Origin of the sequence: Kitasatospora sp. NPDC050463 (genome assembly GCF_040655255.1) — a bacterium.
Taxonomy (GTDB): domain Bacteria; phylum Actinomycetota; class Actinomycetes; order Streptomycetales; family Streptomycetaceae; genus Kitasatospora.
In genome coordinates, this window is the sequence record NZ_JBFAJO010000003.1 from 49,399 (window position 1) to 68,129 (window position 18,731).

Annotated in this window: 22 protein-coding genes; all 22 read left to right on the forward strand. The window is 73.7% G+C overall.

What is annotated here, in order from left to right:
* The first annotated feature begins 77 nt into the window (after positions 1-77).
* The 22 genes from AB0J08_RS02980 to AB0J08_RS03085 all read left to right on the forward strand — a co-directional run bounded on the left by AB0J08_RS02980 (position 78) and on the right by AB0J08_RS03085 (position 18,717).
* On the forward strand, positions 78-1,307 hold the full coding sequence (locus AB0J08_RS02980; RefSeq protein WP_360625885.1) for a type IV secretion system protein: 1,230 nt from the start codon (positions 78-80) through the stop codon (positions 1,305-1,307).
* Positions 1,308-1,372: 65 nt separating this feature from the next.
* Positions 1,373-2,830: an SCO6880 family protein gene (locus AB0J08_RS02985; protein ID WP_360626374.1), complete on the forward strand. Its 1,458-nt coding sequence runs from the start codon at positions 1,373-1,375 to the stop codon at positions 2,828-2,830.
* Positions 2,831-2,843: 13 nt separating this feature from the next.
* On the forward strand, positions 2,844-3,287 hold the full coding sequence (locus AB0J08_RS02990) for a DUF6238 family protein (RefSeq protein WP_360625888.1): 444 nt from the start codon (positions 2,844-2,846) through the stop codon (positions 3,285-3,287).
* 253 nt (positions 3,288-3,540) lie between these two features.
* On the forward strand, positions 3,541-4,812 hold the full coding sequence (locus AB0J08_RS02995; protein ID WP_360625891.1) for an ATP-binding protein: 1,272 nt from the start codon (positions 3,541-3,543) through the stop codon (positions 4,810-4,812).
* Positions 4,809-5,135: a hypothetical protein gene (locus AB0J08_RS03000; RefSeq protein WP_360625894.1), complete on the forward strand. Its 327-nt coding sequence runs from the start codon at positions 4,809-4,811 to the stop codon at positions 5,133-5,135. Before AB0J08_RS02995 ends, AB0J08_RS03000 begins: the two co-directional genes overlap by 4 nt.
* Positions 5,136-5,196: 61 nt before the next feature.
* Positions 5,197-5,841, forward strand: a complete 645-nt coding sequence (locus AB0J08_RS03005; protein WP_360625897.1) for a hypothetical protein — start codon at positions 5,197-5,199, stop codon at positions 5,839-5,841.
* A gap of 48 nt (positions 5,842-5,889) precedes the next feature.
* A complete protein-coding gene (locus AB0J08_RS03010; protein WP_360625900.1) occupies positions 5,890-6,303 on the forward strand; it encodes a hypothetical protein in 414 nt (137 codons plus the stop codon).
* Between the two features lie 11 nt (positions 6,304-6,314).
* Positions 6,315-7,085: a hypothetical protein gene (locus AB0J08_RS03015; protein ID WP_360625903.1), complete on the forward strand. Its 771-nt coding sequence runs from the start codon at positions 6,315-6,317 to the stop codon at positions 7,083-7,085.
* A gap of 10 nt (positions 7,086-7,095) precedes the next feature.
* Complete coding sequence (locus AB0J08_RS03020; protein WP_360625906.1) at positions 7,096-7,524, forward strand: hypothetical protein; 429 nt, start codon at positions 7,096-7,098, stop codon at positions 7,522-7,524.
* A gap of 290 nt (positions 7,525-7,814) precedes the next feature.
* Complete coding sequence (locus tag AB0J08_RS03025) at positions 7,815-8,732, forward strand: hypothetical protein (protein WP_360625909.1); 918 nt, start codon at positions 7,815-7,817, stop codon at positions 8,730-8,732.
* A gap of 4 nt (positions 8,733-8,736) precedes the next feature.
* Complete coding sequence (locus AB0J08_RS03030; protein ID WP_360625912.1) at positions 8,737-9,156, forward strand: hypothetical protein; 420 nt, start codon at positions 8,737-8,739, stop codon at positions 9,154-9,156.
* Positions 9,157-9,441: 285 nt separating this feature from the next.
* Positions 9,442-9,699 carry a hypothetical protein gene (locus AB0J08_RS03035; RefSeq protein ID WP_360625915.1) on the forward strand — a complete coding sequence of 86 codons (258 nt, stop codon included), beginning with the start codon at positions 9,442-9,444 and terminating at the stop codon, positions 9,697-9,699.
* A 168-nt stretch (positions 9,700-9,867) separates the two neighbouring features.
* Positions 9,868-10,458 (forward strand): hypothetical protein, encoded by a 591-nt coding sequence (locus AB0J08_RS03040; RefSeq protein ID WP_360625918.1) that lies wholly within the window; start codon positions 9,868-9,870, stop codon positions 10,456-10,458.
* 12 nt (positions 10,459-10,470) lie between these two features.
* The gene (locus AB0J08_RS03045) at positions 10,471-10,926 is read left to right on the forward strand and encodes a hypothetical protein (RefSeq protein WP_360625921.1); all 456 of its coding nucleotides are present in this window, start codon (positions 10,471-10,473) and stop codon (positions 10,924-10,926) included.
* Between the two features lie 19 nt (positions 10,927-10,945).
* On the forward strand, positions 10,946-11,749 hold the full coding sequence (locus AB0J08_RS03050) for a DUF317 domain-containing protein (RefSeq protein WP_360625924.1): 804 nt from the start codon (positions 10,946-10,948) through the stop codon (positions 11,747-11,749).
* A 311-nt stretch (positions 11,750-12,060) separates the two neighbouring features.
* Positions 12,061-12,501, forward strand: a complete 441-nt coding sequence (locus tag AB0J08_RS03055) for a hypothetical protein (RefSeq protein ID WP_360625927.1) — start codon at positions 12,061-12,063, stop codon at positions 12,499-12,501.
* 159 nt (positions 12,502-12,660) lie between these two features.
* Positions 12,661-14,427, forward strand: coding sequence for a TraM recognition domain-containing protein (locus tag AB0J08_RS03060; RefSeq protein ID WP_360626377.1), 1,767 nt, complete (start codon positions 12,661-12,663; stop codon positions 14,425-14,427).
* Positions 14,424-15,326, forward strand: coding sequence for a hypothetical protein (locus AB0J08_RS03065; protein ID WP_360625930.1), 903 nt, complete (start codon positions 14,424-14,426; stop codon positions 15,324-15,326). Before AB0J08_RS03060 ends, AB0J08_RS03065 begins: the two co-directional genes overlap by 4 nt.
* 369 nt (positions 15,327-15,695) lie before the next feature.
* Positions 15,696-16,856, forward strand: a complete 1,161-nt coding sequence (locus tag AB0J08_RS03070) for a DnaB-like helicase N-terminal domain-containing protein (RefSeq protein WP_360625933.1) — start codon at positions 15,696-15,698, stop codon at positions 16,854-16,856.
* Between the two features lie 51 nt (positions 16,857-16,907).
* A complete protein-coding gene (locus AB0J08_RS03075) occupies positions 16,908-17,477 on the forward strand; it encodes a hypothetical protein (RefSeq protein ID WP_360625936.1) in 570 nt (189 codons plus the stop codon).
* Positions 17,474-18,067, forward strand: a complete 594-nt coding sequence (locus AB0J08_RS03080; protein ID WP_360625939.1) for a hypothetical protein — start codon at positions 17,474-17,476, stop codon at positions 18,065-18,067. Before AB0J08_RS03075 ends, AB0J08_RS03080 begins: the two co-directional genes overlap by 4 nt.
* Entirely contained in the window at positions 18,064-18,717 is a 654-nt protein-coding gene (locus AB0J08_RS03085; protein WP_360625942.1) for a hypothetical protein, read from the forward strand. Before AB0J08_RS03080 ends, AB0J08_RS03085 begins: the two co-directional genes overlap by 4 nt.
* Positions 18,718-18,731 lie beyond the last annotated feature (14 nt).

The window sequence follows — 18,731 nt, forward strand, 5'->3', positions numbered from 1 at the left end:
ACAAGACCACCAGCGTCGATCTCGGCGCGGAGTGGTTCCGCACCAACTACGCGACCATCCTGCCGATCGCGCTGGTCATGCTCGTGATGACCTTCATCTTCCAGCTGATCCGCGCCGCCTGGAGGCGAGATGGCCAGGCGCTCGGCCAGGCCGTCACCGGGACCGTCTCGGCGACCCTGTTCGCAATGACAGCGATCACCTTCACCGGCGTCTCCCTGGTCGTCGTCGACGCACTCTCGCGCGGGCTGTTCCAGATCGCCAACTCCAGCATGGACGACGCGGTCAGGCGCCTGGTCAAGGTGTCGATGATCGGCATCACGACGCCGCTCGGCTGGGCGATCCCGGCGCTGGTGGCGCTCGGCTGCGCGGCCGGAGCGATCCTCTACTGGGGCGCGATGGTCCTGCGCAAGGTGACGATCCTCGTGCTCGTCGTGCTCGCCCCCTTCGCGGCGGCCGGCGGTGCCTGGGAGCCGACCCGCGACTGGCGCAGGAAGTGGATCGAGGCCACCGCCACGGTGGTGTTCAGCAAGCTGATCATGACGATCATCATGCTCGTCGGCGTCTCCGCGCTCGGCCAGACCGACACCAAGGACGGCATCCAGGCCCTGAGCGACATCATCGCCGGCCTCGTCGTCATGGCCCTGGTGCTGCTCAGCCCGATGGCGATCTACAAGTTCGTCCACTGGGCGGGCGACGGCGGGCAGGGCCACGACCTGCACCGCAGCACCGCTGCCGGCCTGCAGGTCGGCGCCGCGACCGCCCAGAAGGGCGCCCGGATGGCCGCGACCGCGGGTGCCGGCGGAGCTGGCGGAGCAGCGATGGGCGGAGCCGCCCCGCAGGGCCCGGCGCAGGTGCCCGGCCAGGACGCCCCGGCCGGTGGCGGCTCCGGCAGCTCGGGCTCCGGCGAGAGCTCGTCCCCGTCGCAGAGCACCTTCCGCTTCCCCGGTACCTCCTCCGGAGGCGGCGACGCGATCGGAAAGGCGCTGATCACCCGCCGCGCCCAGTCGGGCGGTGACCAGGGTCAGCCGCTGATCTCCCGGGCCCCCGCTTCCGGCCAGTCCGCCGGGAGCGGTGCTAGCGATGGGTCAACCGCCAAGCCCGCGAGCGCAGTTGCCGCTGCGGCCTCGGGCGGGTCCGCGACGCCGCAGGTCGTGATGAGTGCCGCTCGCGCCACCCGCAGCAGCGCCCAGGCGCCTGCCGCCCCGCCGGCGTCCGCCGCCGGTCCCGCCACTCCGTCGGTGGCCGCCACCGGCCCGGCCGCAGCGCCGAGCAGCCCCGTCGGCTCCTCCACGCCGCCGGCCTCCTGACCAGCACCGGCCGGGGCCACCGCCCGCCCCGGCCGGTGCCCCCGCCCTGACCGAAGGAGTCGCCCCTGTCGGCCGACCTTCCCACACCGACCGTCCGCTTCCCCAGCCGATCCCGACGGGGAGTCCTGCTCGGGCTGACCGCCGCCCAGCTCACCGTCGTCGGCACCGCCGGCGCGATGCTCCTGGCCACCATGGTCGCCACCGGACTCGCCGGCGCCGCCCTCGCTGCCCCGCTCTGGGCCGTGGCCGCCGCCCTTGTCCTGATCCGCTTCCACAGCCGCTCCGTGGCAGATTGGGCCCCGATCCTCATCCGGTACTACCTGCGCCGCGCCAAGGGCCAGCTCGTCTGGCTCGCCCGGCCCGCCACCCGGCCCCGCCGCGACGGCCTGCTCCACCTGCCCGGCATCGACGCCAGCCTGCGCGCCGTCACCGCCCCCGGCGGCACGCTCGGCGCGATCCACAACCCGCAGAAGAACAGCCTCACCGCCGTCATCCGCGTCTCCAGCCGCGCGTTCGCGCTGCTGGACCCCTCCACCCAGGCCGGCAACGTCAACGCCTGGGGCCGGTGCCTGGCCTCGCTCGCCCGCACCGGCTACATCACCACCGTCCAGGTGATCGAGCGCACCGTCCCCGACAGCGGCGACGCCCTCGCCCGGTACTGGGCGGAGAACGGCCGCCCCGACGCCAAGGTCGCCAGCCCCGTCTACCAGGACCTTCTCGCCGCCGCCGGCCCGACCGCGGCCCCGCACGAGGCGTACATCGCGATCAGCCTGGACCTCAAGGGCGCCCGCCGCCTGATCGGTGAGGCCGGCGGCGGCCTGACCGGCGCGTTCAGCGTCCTGTCCCAGCTGGTGCCCGGCTTCGAGCAGTCGCTGCGCAACGCCGGGCTCAACCCCCGCGGATGGCTCAGTACCGGCGAGATCGCCGCCGTGATCCGCTCGGCCTACGACCCGAAGTCGCTCGCCAACCTGGAGCAGTGGTCGGAGACCGGCGAGGCCGTCGCCGACCCGGCCGCCGCCGGCCCCGTCGTGGTCGTCGAGGAGCCCGGCCGCCTCACCACCGACACCGCCTGCCACGCGGTGTACTGGATCGAGCAGTGGCCGAGGTCCGAGGTCACCCACGGGTTCCTCCACCCGCTGGTCTTCGCCGGCGGCGCCCGCCGGACCCTCTCCCTGACCTACGGCCCGCAGGCGCTGGATGCCGCGCTCAAGGCGGTGCAGCGCACCAAGTCGAGCATCATCGCCGACGCCGCCGAGCGGGTCCGCAAGGGCCAGGTCGACTCCGAGGCCGACAGCATGGAGTACGCCGACGCCAAGCAGCACGAGCGCGAGCTGATCTCCGGGCACGCCGACGTCGACCTGACCGGCCTGGTGGTCGTCAGCGCCGACAACCCGGAAGAGCTGCGTCGGGCCTGTGCCTCGATCGAGACCGCCGCCGCCGGCACCGGCTTGGACCCGCGGCTCCTGCGCTGGCAGCAGGCCGAGGCGTTCGCGCAGGCCGCCCTGCCGCTCGCCCGCACCTGACGGGAGGCCGGCCGTGAACCATCCGCCCACCGGCGACCACCGTCTCCTGCGCTTCGCGACCGCGGGCGTCGACGTCCACCACCACACCGCCATCCCGGAGCAAGAACCCGTCTCCCGTGGCGAGTTGGACGCCCTCCACGCCCACTGCGTCGCCCTGTTCGCGCTGCTCGACTCTCACACCGGTACCACCCGGCCCCTCGCCCCGGCCGAGGCCGGCCACCTCCATGCCGCCCGCATCCGGCTCTGGCAGACGTGCGACGCCCTCCACGACGCCTACCACCGCGCCCCGCGCGCCGACGGCCGCCGCCCCACCCGCGAAGCGTGCGCGCTGCGGCTGCCGGAGGGCGCCCCGGACATGGTGATCTGCCAGCGCCACAGCACTACCTCCGGCCGCGTCCGGGTGATCGCCACCCCCTCCGAGCTGCGCGGCACCCCGACCACAGCCCCTCGCATCTGACAGGAGAAACGTTCCTCTGCGCTCCGCCAGTGCCACCCCCCTGTTCACCCCGACCCGCTCGGATCGCGCCGCCCGCCGCCAGGCCAAGCGCGACCTCGCCGCCGCCCGCCGCACCGCCCGCCAGGCCGGCCGCCCCGAGCGCCCGAAGAATCGCCGAGAGGAGAACGCCGAACTCCTCCCCGTCTACCCCGCCGCCGGACGCCCCGGCCCCGCCTCCCTGCGCGGCGGCCGGCTGCGACTGCCCGCGCACCGCATGACCACCGCCACGGCAAGCTCGGCGTACCCCTTCCTCGCCGAGGGCGGGCTCGGGTCCGCCGGCGTCCTGATCGGTCGCGACGTCCACGCCGAGGCCAGCTTCGTCTTCGATCCGTTCGCCCTCTACGGACGCATCGAAAATTTCACCAACCCGAACACGCTGGTGGCCGGCGTGATTGGCCAGGGAAAGTCCGCGCTGGCGAAGTCGATCGCCTTGCGCAGCACGGCATTTGGCTACCGCGTCTACGTGCCGTGCGACCCGAAGGGCGAGTGGACGTCCGTCGCCGAGGCGATCGGCGGGACCACCATCGCCCTCGGCCCCGGGCTCCCCGGGCGGCTCAACCCGCTCGACGCTCCGGCCCCGCCTGCGGGCGTCGACCTGGCGGACTGGGCGGGCGAGGTCCGCAAGCGCCGGCTCCTGCTGCTCGGCTCGCTGGCCCGCACCGTGCTGCGGCGCGACCTGGCGCCGATGGAGTACACGGCGATGGACATCGCCCTGGACGCGGTGGTCGACCGCTCCGCGCGCACGGGCCAGGTCCCGCTGCTGGGCGACGTCGCCGCCGTCCTCGGGCAGGCCGCCGTGCTGGACGCCGCGCTCGGCGACCCCACCCGGCGGGTCGGCGCAGCTGCCCAGGACCTCGCCCACGCCCTGCGCCGGCTGGTCAACGGCGACCTGGCCGGGATGTTCGACGCGCCGTCGACCGCGGAGTTCGACCCGAAGAGCCCGATGCTGACCATCGACCTCTCACGGCTCGGCTCCTCCGGCGACGACACTGCGCTGACCCTGGCGATGACCTGCGCGTCCGCGTGGATGGAAGCGGCGCTGAGCGACCCCAACGGCGGTCGCAGGTGGGTGATCTACGACGAGGCGTGGCGCGTGATGCGGCACGCGGCACTGCTGGAGCGCATGCAGAGCCAGTGGAAGCTGAGCCGGGGACTGGGTATCGCGAACATGCTGATCATCCATCGCTTGTCCGACCTGCTGTCGGCCGGCGATGCCGGCTCCCGGACCCGGGCGCTCGCCGAGGGCCTGCTGACCGACTGCGCGACGCGCGTGATCTATCGGCAGGAGAGCGACCAGCTGGCCGCCACCGCCGGCCTGCTCGGACTGAGCGGGGTCGAGACTGCGGCCATCGCCGCCCTCGGCAAGGGCCGCGGTCTGTGGAAGGTGGCAGGGCGTTCGTTCGTTGTCCAACATCTGCTGCATCGTGCGGAGTTGGACCTGTTCGACACCGACGCCCGGATGCACGCGGCCCCGGAAGCGGCATGATCACGCCCGACCGCCTGCGGCTGCGCCGCGTGGTGATCTCCCCCGATGTGAACGAGCCCGGCAACGCCATCGTCGCACAGGCCAGCCTCGGTGCGGGCGGAATCCTGCAACGCTCCGGGTTCCTTCCCCGGAGGGCCAGCACCTACCGCCCCCCTCCGGCTCCCGAGCGAGCCGACTACCGGCTCCCGGCCGGCCTCACCCGCGAGCAACAGGGCCAGGCCGCCGTCTCCCGCGGCTCGCGCACCGCTCCGCCCGTCGGCGCCGAGCCCAGCGGCCCAATCCCAGCCGCTCCCGCCCGGTCCGGCCGCACCCACTACCGCTGACCGCCCAGGAGTCGTCATCGCTCACGTCACCCTCGCCCACCTGCCCGACCGGCAGACCATCGTGGCCGACCCTCCCGACCGGCGCAGCGCGTACTGGCTGGAGCAGGCCGGGTTCGTCCGTGACGACGCCCTGCGGCTGCACCGCATCCGCCGGGACACGAGCGACTCCACCGCTGAGCGGCAAATCCGCGATGCCCGGCGCCTGCTGGCCGCCGCCGACTACGGGATCACCCGGGTGTACAGCGCGGACGAGCAGCGCCTGCGCGCCATGGCCCGGCCGCCACTGGGGACGTCGTCGCCCCCGGGCTCGACGCGGACGCTCGGCGACCGCACCGTCTGGGTTCACCTGGTGAGCGAGGATGTCGCCGCCGGCCACCTGGTGATCCACGCGCACCACCAGGCACCGGAGGGTTCGATCGAGCTGCTGGTCGACTACCCCGCTGCCGGCGAAGCGGCGGTGTTCTACACCGAGCCGGACAGCGGCCACTACGGCCCCAGCCGCCACCCCAGCCTCGCCGCCGCACGGGCGGAGTGGACCTCCTACGGGTACGCGGCCGAGGCTCCGGTGCCCGGTGCTCCGCGGGCTGCTGCCGCCCGCCGGACTTCCCCCGTGGTGCTCGGCCGCCCGGGCGCACTCCCCGTGGGACCGCCTCGCCCGGTGATCAGTGCCGGACTCGCCGGGCCGGGCCTGGAGCCCCCCTTCTGACCTTCACGTTTCGCCAACTCTGCTGCTATTCCTACCTCTTGGAGACGCATGTCGACCATGACGCTCACCCGCCAGGACGCCCGCCTGGAGGCCGCCCTCGGCCAGAGCATCACCGCCCTGATCGCCAACCAGGCGCGGGCCGACGCGAAGACCGCGCGGGTGCTCGACACGCACCGCGCGCTGGTGGCCGCCGAGACCGCGGTGTCCTTCCAGCGCGTGCGGCTGGTCAATGTCGCCACCGCCCAGCGGCGCGTGGACGACGCCGTCCTCGACGAGCTGGACGCGCAGTTGGAGAAGCTGGAAGAGGCGGCCGAGGAGCGCGATGTGCTGGAGGCCGACCTGGTGCGGCTGCTCCAGGCTCGTGAGGAGGAGGTGAAGCGGAAGGCGGCCGAGGCCGCCCCGGCCACCGGCCCAGCGCCGGTTCCGGTGACAGTTTCTCCAGCCTCGGCACGGCGCCGCTGATCGGGAGCCCGATGCCCACGACAACGGATCCCGGCACCACCGGCGGGCTGGTGGCGTTCGGCTGGGACTACGACCACGGCGAGTTCGTCGTGTTGAACGGCCAGGTGCCCCAGCCCGCCCGCGAAGCGATCTACCAGGCCGGATTCTCCAGGCGCGGTGATGCGCTGGACTGCTGGCACCAGCGCCGGAGCGTCGAACCGCACGAGCAGATCCGCAGGGCGGGGCGGCTCGTCGACCGACTGGTCGCGGCCCGGGTGCCGGTCGCCAGCTGGCACCGCCCTGAGCAGGCCAACGGCGACCTGTCCGAGCACTACCGGTGGTTGCAGGACGAGGGCCCGTTCCCCGACGCCGCCCGCGCCGCGGAGGCGGCCTGGTCAATCGTCTGCACCGCCCTCGCCACAGAGCGTCTGATCCCAGCCGATCGGGGCCTCGCCCGCGCGGTGCTCTCCGGCGACATCGTCGTGGAAGCGATGCAGACCTTCGACGATGTTGGCTGGTGGCTGGCCCGCAGTGCAGCAGAAGAGGACGACTCCCTGTCGTCGTACGTGATGCTGCGGCACGACACCGGAAACGGCCACCTCGGCATCACCGACCACTGGGCCGCCGGCTACGGGCCGCAGGCTCGCCGCGACTTCCGGGCCACGCAGCTGCGGGACACCACCCACCCGCCGGCCGCCCGTGCCCAGGCAGCCCGTCCATCACGCCGGGCACGGATGGCAGCCGCCCCCGCCCTTGCGCCGCTGCCCCCCGGACCAGCCCCCCGTCGCTCCGCCTCCCGCTGACCGAGCCCTCTTGGAGAACACCGCTTTGCCCCACCAGCAGCCCGTCGGCGTCACCTTCCGCCGCCTGGCCTCCGCCGGGATCACCGCCACCACCGCCAGCCGCGACCCGGCCGTCCTCGACGCCCTGGCCGCTGCCGGGTTCCGCCTCGGCCTCCCGGACGCCCCGGAGCGCTACTCCCTGGCCGAGCGCGACCCGAGCGCGCAGTCCAGGACGGCGGCCCAACTCGCAGCCACTCTGCGGGAGATGGGTGTCCCGGTCACCTCCCGGTCAACGCCGCTGCCCGGCTTCGAAGACGCCGCAGTATCCATCTCCCCCTCGGTGGCAGCCCGTGCCGCCGCCGCCCGCACCGCGACCGCGGCGTCCGGCTCCGCCGTATCCGACCAGCCCCGACCCGCTGTGCCCACGTCCCCGCCGCCGGCACCGGCCACCCGCCGCTGACCGCGTCCGCCATCTGCCCCGAGGAGCAGCGCATCACCCCCGAGCACGTCTCCATCACCCGCGACCCGCAGTACGGCGTCGTCGCCGAGGTCGGCCCCGATGCCTCACCGACCGCCCACACGCTGCTCGCCCGCGCGGGTTTCCGGCAGCTGGCCGACGGACGGCACGCCCTCGACCGCAGCGAGCAGAACATCTTCCTGCACGCCCGCCAGACCACCGCCGCCCTGCGCCGAGCCGGGGTCAAGGTCAGTGCGGACGCCGCCTTCGACTACAACGACGCGGCCCGCCCCGTGCCCGACAGCCCGGCAGTCCGCGCCGCCGGTCCCGACGCCGTCGTCCAGACCAGTGCACCGGCTCCGCCCCGCGGCTTCGACGTCCACATCGGCCGCCACCCACATCTGGGCATCGTCGCCACCAACCCGCACAGCAACCAGACCGCCGCCTACGCGCTCGCCGAGGCCGGCTTCACCCGCACCGGCGGGAACCCGGGCCTCTACGTCATGGACGAGCCCGAGTTCGAGGGCGACAAGCGGGCCTCCACCGCCGTCGCCGCGCTGCGCGGCCAGGGGCTGCGGGTCGCCTCCGACCTGGCTTTCGAACCGCTCAGCGCCCCGTACGAGTCCACCGACCCGTTCGCCACCCGGCTGATCGCGGAGATGGACCGCACCCCGCCCTCGGCCGCCGCGCCGCCGGCCCAGGTCGCGCAGAACGACGACCCGTTCGAGACCCGCGTGTTCAAGGCGCCCGTCCTCGGGCCCGTCACCCCGACGGTGCCGGACCCGTTCAACACGGTCGTCCACCCGTCGGCCGTGCCGAGCCGGGACGACCAGCGCGCGGACGCCCTGCTGCACGACCGGGCCGCGCTGAGTGCAGAGATCGCCTCCCGGCTGCGGGCGATCGAGGACCAGGTCCGCACGAACCCGGGCAGCGTCGACCTGGCACGGGTCGAGGCCGTGGTCGGCGAGGCCACCACCGTGCTCGCCGGCGCGGGCAGGGACCTCGCCGCCGTCGCGGCCCGCCCCGCCGCCGTACCGGCCGCCCACACGAGCAGCCCCGCCAGCCCCCGTGCCCGCGCCGCGCTCGCCACCAGCGGCCGACTCCGCTCCTCCGCCGCTCTGCACGCCACCGCCGCCGCAATGACCGCCGCGTCCGCGCCGGCCGTCGACCCGCGGATCGCGTGGGCCGCCGGACGCCCGAACTCCCGGTGAGCCGATGTCCTACACCGATGCCCTGAACCGCGCCCAGCCTGGCGAGCACGACGCGAGCCTCATCGGCTCGTGGGCGGTGCGCCGTCTGGGCCAGCTGCTGCCGGAGCCCGCCGAGGAGGTCGAGGTGGCCGACCTCCTCGGCCACCTCGGTCCTGTGATCCGCGAGCTCGAGGAAGTCCTGCAACTGGCGGCGGATTCACTCGACCAGCCCGCTGCACTCGGACCCGCCGTCCGCGCCGCCCGTCTCCTCGGGAGTCAGGTCGAACGCACCGCCAAGGCGCTGCACGACCGGAACGGGACCGAGCCGATCCCCCGCGCGACCATCGCCCGGCTCCAGTCCACGCGCACCCCGCGCCCTGGCCCGGCTACAGCAGGGACGACTTCCCCGGTCCCCCCTGCCTCCCAGCTGCGGCGAGTCCGCTGATCTGACCCAATTCCTTTCCCATCAAACCGAGTTCACAGGAGACCCGACATAGCTGTCCGAACCCGGTGGTCTGTCGAACACGACTGCGGCCACACCGTTGACCATGACCTGTCCTCCCGCCCCGCCGACAAGCGCGCCTCCTACGCCCGCTGGCTCGCCACCCGCTCCTGCCGCGACTGCTGGCTCGCCGAGCGCAAGGAGGACACCGCCGAACGCGAGGCGTGGATCGCCGCTCGCCGCGCCGAGGAGCAGGAAGCCGCCACCGCCTGGGCCGGCCAGTTCGGCATGCCGCCGCTGGAGGGCCCCCAGCGCGCCATCGCGTGGGGCGAGCGTTGCCGGCACCAGCTGGTGACCACCGCCTACCAGGCCCTGGTGGTCGAGGGCGCCCTCCCCGAGGAGGCGTGGCTGGCCGTCGAGGAGCAGCTGCGCACGCTGGACAAGGCCAGCTGGTGGATCGACCAGCGGGAGTCCGAGCCGGCCGACCTGCCCGAGCTGGCCGCCGCCGCCACCAGCGCGGACCGCGTCACGGAGAACCCGAACTGAGCGCCGGCCCCGTCGGCCCGTCCCGGATCGCGGCAGCCTCCTCCCTCGTCGTGCAGGTCCTGCGCGCCGAACAGGGCGCCGCCCGTCCGGGCAGCAGTACGCCCCCGACCGCGGAGCCGGTGCTCGCCTCGGTCGGCCAGACGGTCGCGCCGGCGCCGGGACGGTGACGTGCACCCCACGATCGCCCGGTACGCCTCCACCCGCGACCTGCTCGCCGCCGCCACGGCCGCCGCCGCCCAGCAGCAGAACCGCCTGCGTCTCATCGACGCCTGGCGTCCCGCCGCGGACCTCCCGGCCGACCAGATGGCGTTCGCCACGGCGCTGGCCGCGTACCTGCCGCCGCCGGCCGGGCCCGCCGAGGCCCTGCGCACCAGGTTGGTGTGGCAGTGCACCCTGCGCACCGACCCCGACGCCGCAGGCCCCGCGGATCACCGCTTCCAGGAGACCGCCCGGCGCATCCTGGCCGCCACCGGCATCGCCTCCGAGGGCGCCTCGGTGGCGTGCCGGTGGGCGCTGCTGCGCGTCGGCGACCACGAGGCCCGCCTCGTTGCGCCGCTCGCCCGACCGGACGGCACCATCGTGGACGCCGGCCGCGACCGCTCCCTCGCCCTGGCCGTCTGCCAGCTCGCCGAGAGCCGCAGTGCCAGCATCGGCCGTCCCCGCCCGGCAGCGGCCGGCACACCTGGCCGCCGGACAGGTCTCCTCCCCGCCCCTTCTCCCGTCGTCACCGCCGCAGCCCGAGCCGGGCGGCGCCCGTAGAAAGCAGGACCGTTGACCGACGCCCGCACCACCGGGCCCCTCGATGTCGCCAACCAGGCCATCGCCCGTGCCGGCCGCGCGTTCTCCGAGATCGTCGAGATCGCCCCCTCGCTGACGGCCCACGAGGCCGCCGAGGTACTGCTGGGCCTCACACTGATGCCCGGCGCAGTTCATCAACTCGCCGATGCCGTCACAGAGATCGGCCGCCAGGTCGCCCAGCAGTACGGCGACCGGCCTCCCCTGTGGGAGCCGCTGCTCACCGAGGCCACCGCCATCTCCGCCGCGGCCTTCCGCACAGCCGCCACCGCCGACGCCATCGCCGAGGCCGCGGAAGAGACCACCCGCAGCCGGGCCGCCACCGCCCAGTCCCCAGCACTGCGGGCCGCCGGCACGACGGCATCGGTCCACTTCGCCCCGGCCATCGCCGTGCCGCCGCACTCCCGCATCGTCGAACCTCCCCACCGCTGACGCTCCGAGGAGCCCACCGTTGACCACGTCCACCCCGGCCGGGGCCCAGGACGAGGTGCTCGTCCGCCCCCGCCACCTCGCCGGCCCCGGGCCCCTGCCGGTCCTGACACCGCTGCTCCACCTCCACGAGTGGCCGTACCGATTCGACGAATCTCTCGCCCAGGTCGTCGCCACCAGCCCGTGCCGGCGGATCGAGATCGCCATGGAACCGCACCGGGTCTTCCACCTCTACCGGGTCACCGTCCGCAAGCATCCGGCGGATCAAGTGCCCTACTGGCAGGCCACGTTCACCAAGGACACGCCAGGGGAGATCGTCGGCGCTTTCGTCCAGGCCATCGCCGCCGACCGGTACACGATGCCGGAGGAGATGGTCGCCGAGCCGACCGCCTCGCCAACGACCGCCTGGCGCCCGCTGTTGAAGGCCGGCTGGCAGCTCAAGGACGACCCGCACTTCGTCAACCTCGCGTCGCCAGACGGCACCACCAGCCTCACCCACTCACCGACCTCGACCGACGACCGGTGCGGCGAAGGCGTGGGTGCCTGGATGGCGCACGCCTCCTTCGGGCCCGACTGGAGCGACCAGTGGACGATCGTCCTCGGCCACGCAACCCCCGTGCGGTACTTGGCGATCCTGGCCTCCGCCATCGCCGATCCCGCCCCCGTGGTCCGCCGCCGCAGCGCCCTGTCCGCCGCCGCGCTGGCGAAGCTGGCCACTCGACCCGCCCGTCCTGCCGATCCCACCCGCCGGTTCACCGCCGTCGAGTACACGGGCGCCATGTTCAACCCCCGCCACCCCGGCCATGGCCACCCCCCACGCCGCTGAACCGGAAGGACTCCCCGCTGCCCGACCGCACCGAAATCGTCTTCGCCCGCTTCCCTCTCCGGGAAGGCTCCACCACCACCGGCAGCGCCTGGACCCAGGCCACCGACCTGGCCAGCCGGGCCCTACTTGCCCGCGCCGGATTCTCCAACGACGGCTTCAACGCGATCTTCACCGCCGAGGACGCCGGGAACAACGATGTCAACCAGCGCATCCGCCTCGCCGAGCAGCTCCTCACCGAGGCCGGGTACGCCACCCGGGTGGTACCCCCGCTCCCGATTCGCAGGATCGAGAGGACCTTCGGCGAACGGGACTTGGCCTACCTGCAGGCCCGCCTGGTGCAGGCGACCGCCCAGGTCCACCGGGCCACCACGGCGGAGGACGTCACCACGGTGGCGCTCGCGGTGATGGACCCCGAGACCGGCCTGCTGGAGCGCCTCACCGCGCTGCTGGACACCGCTTCCCAGCGGCTGGCGACCCTCGCCAACCAGGATCTGCTGCCCGGCTCCGCCATGGCCACCGCCCTGCAGGACGCGAGTACCCAGCTCACCACCGCGGGATACCGCATCGCCGAGGCCCAACTGGCACGCCCGGACGAGACCGACGAGCAGTTGCCGGCCTCGGCCGCGCCCCGCGCCACTGCCGCCCGCACCCGCACAGCACCTCCCGCGCAGCCCGCCGCCCTGACCGGTGCCACCACCACACCGGTCACCTCCCGCACACCTACGTCGGCCAAGGCTTCCGCCTCCCGCTGACCACGCCCCCGGCTGACCACCCGCCGGCCAACGGGCCGATCACCCATGTCTCGGGCCTCCGTCCCGCCGTGATCGCCGCCCGCCCACCGCCCGCTCTGGGCCCCTGCCGCCGCGCGCCCCTGCCCGGCAGGCCGAAATCCCCCGTCAAGGAACCCGCTCCTGCCCGCCTCGCCCAAATCCCCTTCCGCCAGCCCCGGTTCCGACGCCCTCCTCTACGCGCTCATCGGCGCGGGCGTCGCCGTCGCCGTCTTCGGCACCTTCGCCTGGCTCGGCGGCAACGCCGCCACCGCCGCAACCACCGACCACGCCCTGTGGGCCCCATTCCAGCCGGTCGACGCCGCACTCCACCCCGGCCGGGCCTTCCCGCACCTCAGCCCGCTCCTGCTGCTGATCAGCACCCGCATCACCCCGGCGCTGCTGTCGATCGCGCTCACCGCCGCCGGCCTGCTGCTGTGGTCCAAGCACCGCCGCAAGCCGACCGGCCTCGCGGGCCGCAGCGAACTGGCACCGCTACTGCCCGCCGAGATCACCGCCAAGGCTCGGGACCTGCGCCCCAGCCTCTCCAAGGCCAAGCCGCGCGAGATCAACCCCGACGACACCGGCATCCTGCTCGGCGACCTCGCCCCCAGCGGTCCCGAGGTCCGCTCCAACTGGGAAGACGTCGCGGTCGCCATCATGGCGCCGCGCTCCGGGAAGACGACCTCCATCGCCGTCCCGGCGATCCTGCGCGCCCCCGGCCCCGTCCTGCTCACCTCGAACAAGGCGGCCCGCGACGCCTACACGGCGTGCCTGGAGGCCCGCTCCGAGGCCGGCCGGGTGTGGACGATGGACCCGCAGCAGATCGCCCACACCCCGCAGGCGATGTGGTGGGACATCCTGGCCGACGCCAAGGACCTGCCCGGCGCGCGGCGGCTCGCCGGCCACTTCGTCGCAGCGGCCGTCGACGAGTCGAGCCAGGGCGACTTCTGGTCCACCGCCGCCCAGAACACCCTGTGCGCCTTGTTCCTCGCCGCAGGCTGCGACCGCCGCCCGATCACCGACGTCCTCACGTGGCTCGCCGTGCCGTCCGACCGCACCCCGGTCGACCTTCTCCGCGCACACGGGATGGTCGCCATCGCAGACCAGCTCCAGGGCACCGTCTCCGGTGCGGTCGAAACGCGCGACGGTATTTTCGAAACGGCCCGACAGTATGCGGCCTGCCTTCTCGATCCGCAGATCTCCAAGTGGGTCACGCCGAATCCCGACCTGCCGGAGTTCAAGCCGGAGGAGTTCGTCACCCGTAAGGACAGCCTGTTCCTGCTGTCCAAGGACGGCGGCGGCTCCGCATCGGCTCTGATCGCGGCTGCGGCGGATTCCGTGATGCGCACCGCGGTCATCGAGGCCGAGCGTGCCGGGGGCCGTCTCGACCCGCCGCTCCTCGCCATTCTGGACGAGGCCGCAAATGTGTGCAAAATCGGGGACCTACCCGACCTCTATTCCCACCTTGGATCTCGCGGCGTCATCCCGATCACCATTCTCCAGAGCTACCGTCAGGGCCAGAAAGTCTGGGGCGAGGCCGGAATGGACGCCATGTGGAGCGCGGCCACCATCAAACTCGTGGGCTCCGGCATCGACGACGCAGATTTCGCCGACAAACTGTCTCGCCTGGTCGGCGACCATGACGTGGAGACGATTTCGCATTCGACCTCGGAATCCGGCCGCTCCACCTCGGTCAGCATGCGTCAGGAGCGCATTCTTCCGCCCGACCAGATCCGCGCCCTAAAGAAGGGGTCGGCGCTCCTTTTTGCGACCGGCCTGCGGCCCGCACTGCTGACCCTGCGCCCCTGGTACAAGGAGCCGGGTGCCGCCGAGGTCGGTGCGGCCAGCTCCCGGCAGACCGCTCTGATCACCGAACGGGCGATGGCCAAGGCCGGTGGTGCCGAATGATTTACACCACTGAACCGGCCACTCGAATTCTTTCGCTCGGCGCTGGCGTACAATCCACAACGCTACTCCTTCTTTCGGCACTCGGTGAGCTTCCGAAACTGGACTACGCCGTTTTCTCGGACACCGGCTGGGAACCAGCGAAGGTTTACCGGCACCTGGACGAGGTGGAGCGGAAGATTGCCCGGCCGGCCAACATACCGATCCTGCGGGTCTCGTCCGGAAACATCCGCAAGGACGCCCTCGACCCCGCTCACAGGTTCGCGTCGATGCCACTCTACATTCTCAACCAGGACGGCAGTTCGGGAATGACTCGGCGGCAATGTACTGGCGAGTATAAAATTAAGCCGATAAAGCGGCAGGTGCGGCAGATCCTAGGGTACCCGCATCCCGCCCGAGTTCCGAACGGCGTGTATGCCGAGCAGTGGATCGGTATCAGCACCGATGAATTCCACCGGGCCAAGGATTCCGACGTCCGGTACACCCGTCACACCTTCCCGCTGATCGAGCTCGGCATGTCCCGCGCGGACTGCCTCAAGCTGCTTGCCGAGCACGGATGGGGCGCCACTCCGAAGTCGAGTTGCCTGGGTTGCCCATTTCACGGAAATGCTCAGTGGCGGGAAATCCGCGACACCTCTCCCGAGGAGTGGGCGGACGTCGTGGAGTTCGACGCAGCGATCCGGGCCGGCAACGCGCGGGCGAACGCGGACGGGCGGCCACTGCTCGGGCAGGCGTACCTGCACCGCTCGCGCCTGCCCCTCGACCAGGCGCCGGTCGACAAGCTCACACGGGCCGAACTCCGATCCCTGCAGACGCATTTGGACCTGGATGAGGACGAGCTGGAGGACGGGCCCGAGGGCGGCTGCTCCCCGTTCAGCTGCCACGGTGAGGCGGTCGCGTGACCCGCTCTCGCCAGCCGACCGCGCCGGCGCCCCGCCGGGCAACCGGAGGACCAGCCGCTCGGAGGCGGGCCGCGCCGGAAGCACCGCAGTAGCGCTGTCGCCACCCGCCGCCGGTACGGCAGCCACGGCCACACCCCGGTAACCCGCACACGCACTCCCGCTGACCACCTCGACCACCCTTCTGTGCAACGGAGTTGACATCATCCGCAACGACCTGGCCTTCCTGCCGATCAGCCGCGCGGACGGCTGCTGGTACCTGGCAGTGGGCTCCGGCCGCCTCCGGATCCGCGACGAGGCCCTCGTCGAGGACCTGGACCGGCTGCGCGACCTGATGCTCCCCGCCCCTCTCCGCGAGGAGGTGGCGCCGCGGTGACGCCGGTCAGCCGTGACATGAGCCCGCAGCTGGAGGCCGAGCAGGCGGTGCTCGGCGCCTGCCTGCTCGATCCGTCCCAGGTCGGGCTGCTGGCCGGGTGGCTGGAGCCCCGGCACTTCTACCGTCCGGCCCACGAGGGGTTCTTCGCGATCCTGCTCGCCCAGCACGCCGCCGGCCACCCGGCCCTCGCCCCGGATGCCGGGGACGACCAGAAGCAGGACTGGGCGCTGACCGCCATCGCCACCGCCGCCAGCGAGGTCCCCGGCGTCACCGCCAGCTACGGCCAAACCCTGGTCTCCACCTGCCCCCGGTCCGAGCACGCCGCCAGCTACGGCCGGATGGTGCTGGAGACCGCCGTCCGGAGGGCGCTCGAGGAACACGCCCACCGGCTGCTCGCCGCCGCCGAAAGCGAGTCGGTCGAGGCCACCGTCGAACTGACCGGTGCCCTGCATGCCGTCATCCAACGGCTCGGCGACGCCTGGGGCACGATCGACCAGCGCTCCCGCCGCCCGCTGCCCACCCCGCCGCCGGCCGGAAACCCCTCCAAGGCGATCGAGGCCGCCCGGCAGCACGAACAGGCACTGCTCTCCAGCCTCCTCAGCACGCCCGGGCGGATCCCCGCGGTAGCTTCCTGGCTCACCGGCGAGGACTTCGTCGACCCCGGCCACCGCGCCGTCTACCTGGCGATGGCCGCGCTCGCGCACCGGCGCGAGCCGTTGGACGAACTGACGGTGCTGTGGGAAGTGCAGCGGCGCGGGGCGCTTGCCGCCGGCGTGATCTCCGTGGCCGGGGTCCGGGAGATCTGCTCGGACGGGATGCCCGGCGACCCGGATTACTGGGCGGAGCACGTCCTACGCGCCGCCCTGCTGCGAGCCGCCGCCACCTCGGCCGGCATCGTCCGGGTGATGGCACTGGACGCCTCCATCGCCGCCGGCCCGCTGCTCGGCTCGGCGGTCCGAGCTCTGGCCCCCGCCGACCGCGTTCAGGACCGACTGCGCGCCGCGACCGCCACCCCCGCGGAGCGCGGAGGGCCGGTCGTTCTCGGCACTGCCCGGCGCAAGGGCGCTGCCCTGAGCCGCAGTCCCGCCCCGCCGGCCACCCCGCCCGCGCGAACCGCCGACCGTGCGGGCGAGCCCGCCGCCCGCCCCCGCCGCTGATCCACGGAGAACCCTCTGCCCACCTTCACCCCCCGTCCCCGCGCCCAGTCCGTGCACCGGCTCCACGCGGCGGCCGACACCATCGAGTACCTCAAGCACCAACTCCCGCGCGCCTACCGCGAGGAGGGCCTGCCGGGTCTTGAGGAACTGGCCGCGCACACCCGGGCGGTCCGCGACTGCCAGGACGACCTGCTGGACGTCACCGCCGCCCTGCACCACCCCCACGCCCAGAGCGCCGACCGGGCCGTCGTCCGGTCCCTGACCTCGGCGACCGCCCAGCTGGGCGAGGCGCTCGGCGCCCTCGGCCGGGCGACCGCCATGGCCGGCCGCCTCTACGAGGTCGACGGCATCGGCGGCCCCCGTGCCGAGGAAGTCCGCGAGCGCGGCTCGCAGCAGCTCAATCTCGCGCTCTCGCGCACCCGCCTCGCCCTCGATGGCGCCTGCGAGGACCTGCGCCGCGACGCTCGCTCGCTCGCCGTCCCCGTCTCCGGCGTCGGCCGTCCGGCCCCGCGAGTTGTCGCCGCCACCGCCCACACCGCCGCCGGCCCGAGCGCCTGCACGGTCGCCTCGCTGCCGGCCCTCCCCGGACAGCACGCCGCCGTCGCAGGGCGGCGCCGGTGAGGCCGCCCACCACCGCCGGCCCGTCGACCTTCGGCGGCGCCGTGTCCGGCACCGCTCCGTCCGCATACCGCAACGACCTGACGGCGGTCGCCGGGATGCTGCGCACCCTCGGGCACAACGCCGCCGCGACCCCCTCCGGGCCCGTCCCCGGCATCCCCGACCGCGACGCCCTGCTGGAGCAGTGCCGCCAGGCGACTGCGTTCATCCGGCACTGCGGCGACAACGCCGAGCACTACCGCCGCCAGAGCTCGGCGGACAACCCGTCCGCGGCCGTACTGGCCAGCGCGTACGACGCCGCGATGAGCCGCGCCGCCACCGTCCACCGGCACCTGGGCGCCGCCCTCGATCTCTCGATCAAGTGCACGACCGCCACCCCGGCCAAACCGGGCAGCCCCGCCGCGGAACTGCGCCGTCGCCAGGCCGAACACACAGGCATCGCTCTGGAGACCGCGGACCGGTGCGCGGCCCAGGGAGCCGAGGAGATTCGCGCGTTCACCGACCGGCTCGCGCCTGTGCCGGCGGAGACTCCCGCCGACTCCGCACACGCGCCCGCTCCTCCCCTCACCTCGCCTACCAGGAGCCGCCGTTGAGCACCGACCCTCCGCTGCCGCCCGCCCCGGCCGGACTACGGCAGGACGATCTCGACACGCTGGGCGACCTCGCCGCGCAGCTGGCCGCCTTCGCCGACGCCATCCCCGCACCGGCCCCGCACGAGCCACTGCCCGAGGTCAGGGAGCTGGCCTGGCCGATGGTGCGCCTGCACGAGCTGATCGCGGTTCCGCTGGACGAGAGCTTCTTCCGCGCGACGAACATCGCGGGCCCCGACGCCGGGCTCGGCGTCTTCACCGCCACGACGACGGCCCTCACCCTCGCCCAGGTCGCGCTGGCCCGGGCGGCGAACCTACTCGCCGACCCGGCGCCGACGCCCGAGGCGCTGAGCAGCGCCCGCAGCTCTCTCACGACCGCCCGCGGCACCGTCCACTCGGCGGCCGAAGCGCTGGGCGAGGCCGTGGACACCGCTTCCGGCCTTCCCGAGGTCACCGCCCTCGCCTCCCGCCGCCGCCCCGTCGTCCCGGCCGGGCACCGCCCACCGGCCGCGGGCGATGCCGAGCGCCGCGTGGACGCGGCGCTTCGCCGCTCGCCGGCCCTGGTCCTGCTCTCCCCTCCCGCCACGCCACCCGCACCGCCGGCTCGCTCCGGCGCTCCGTCGGCGACGGTCGTACCGCTGCGGCGGACCTGACACCCCGTCGGCCC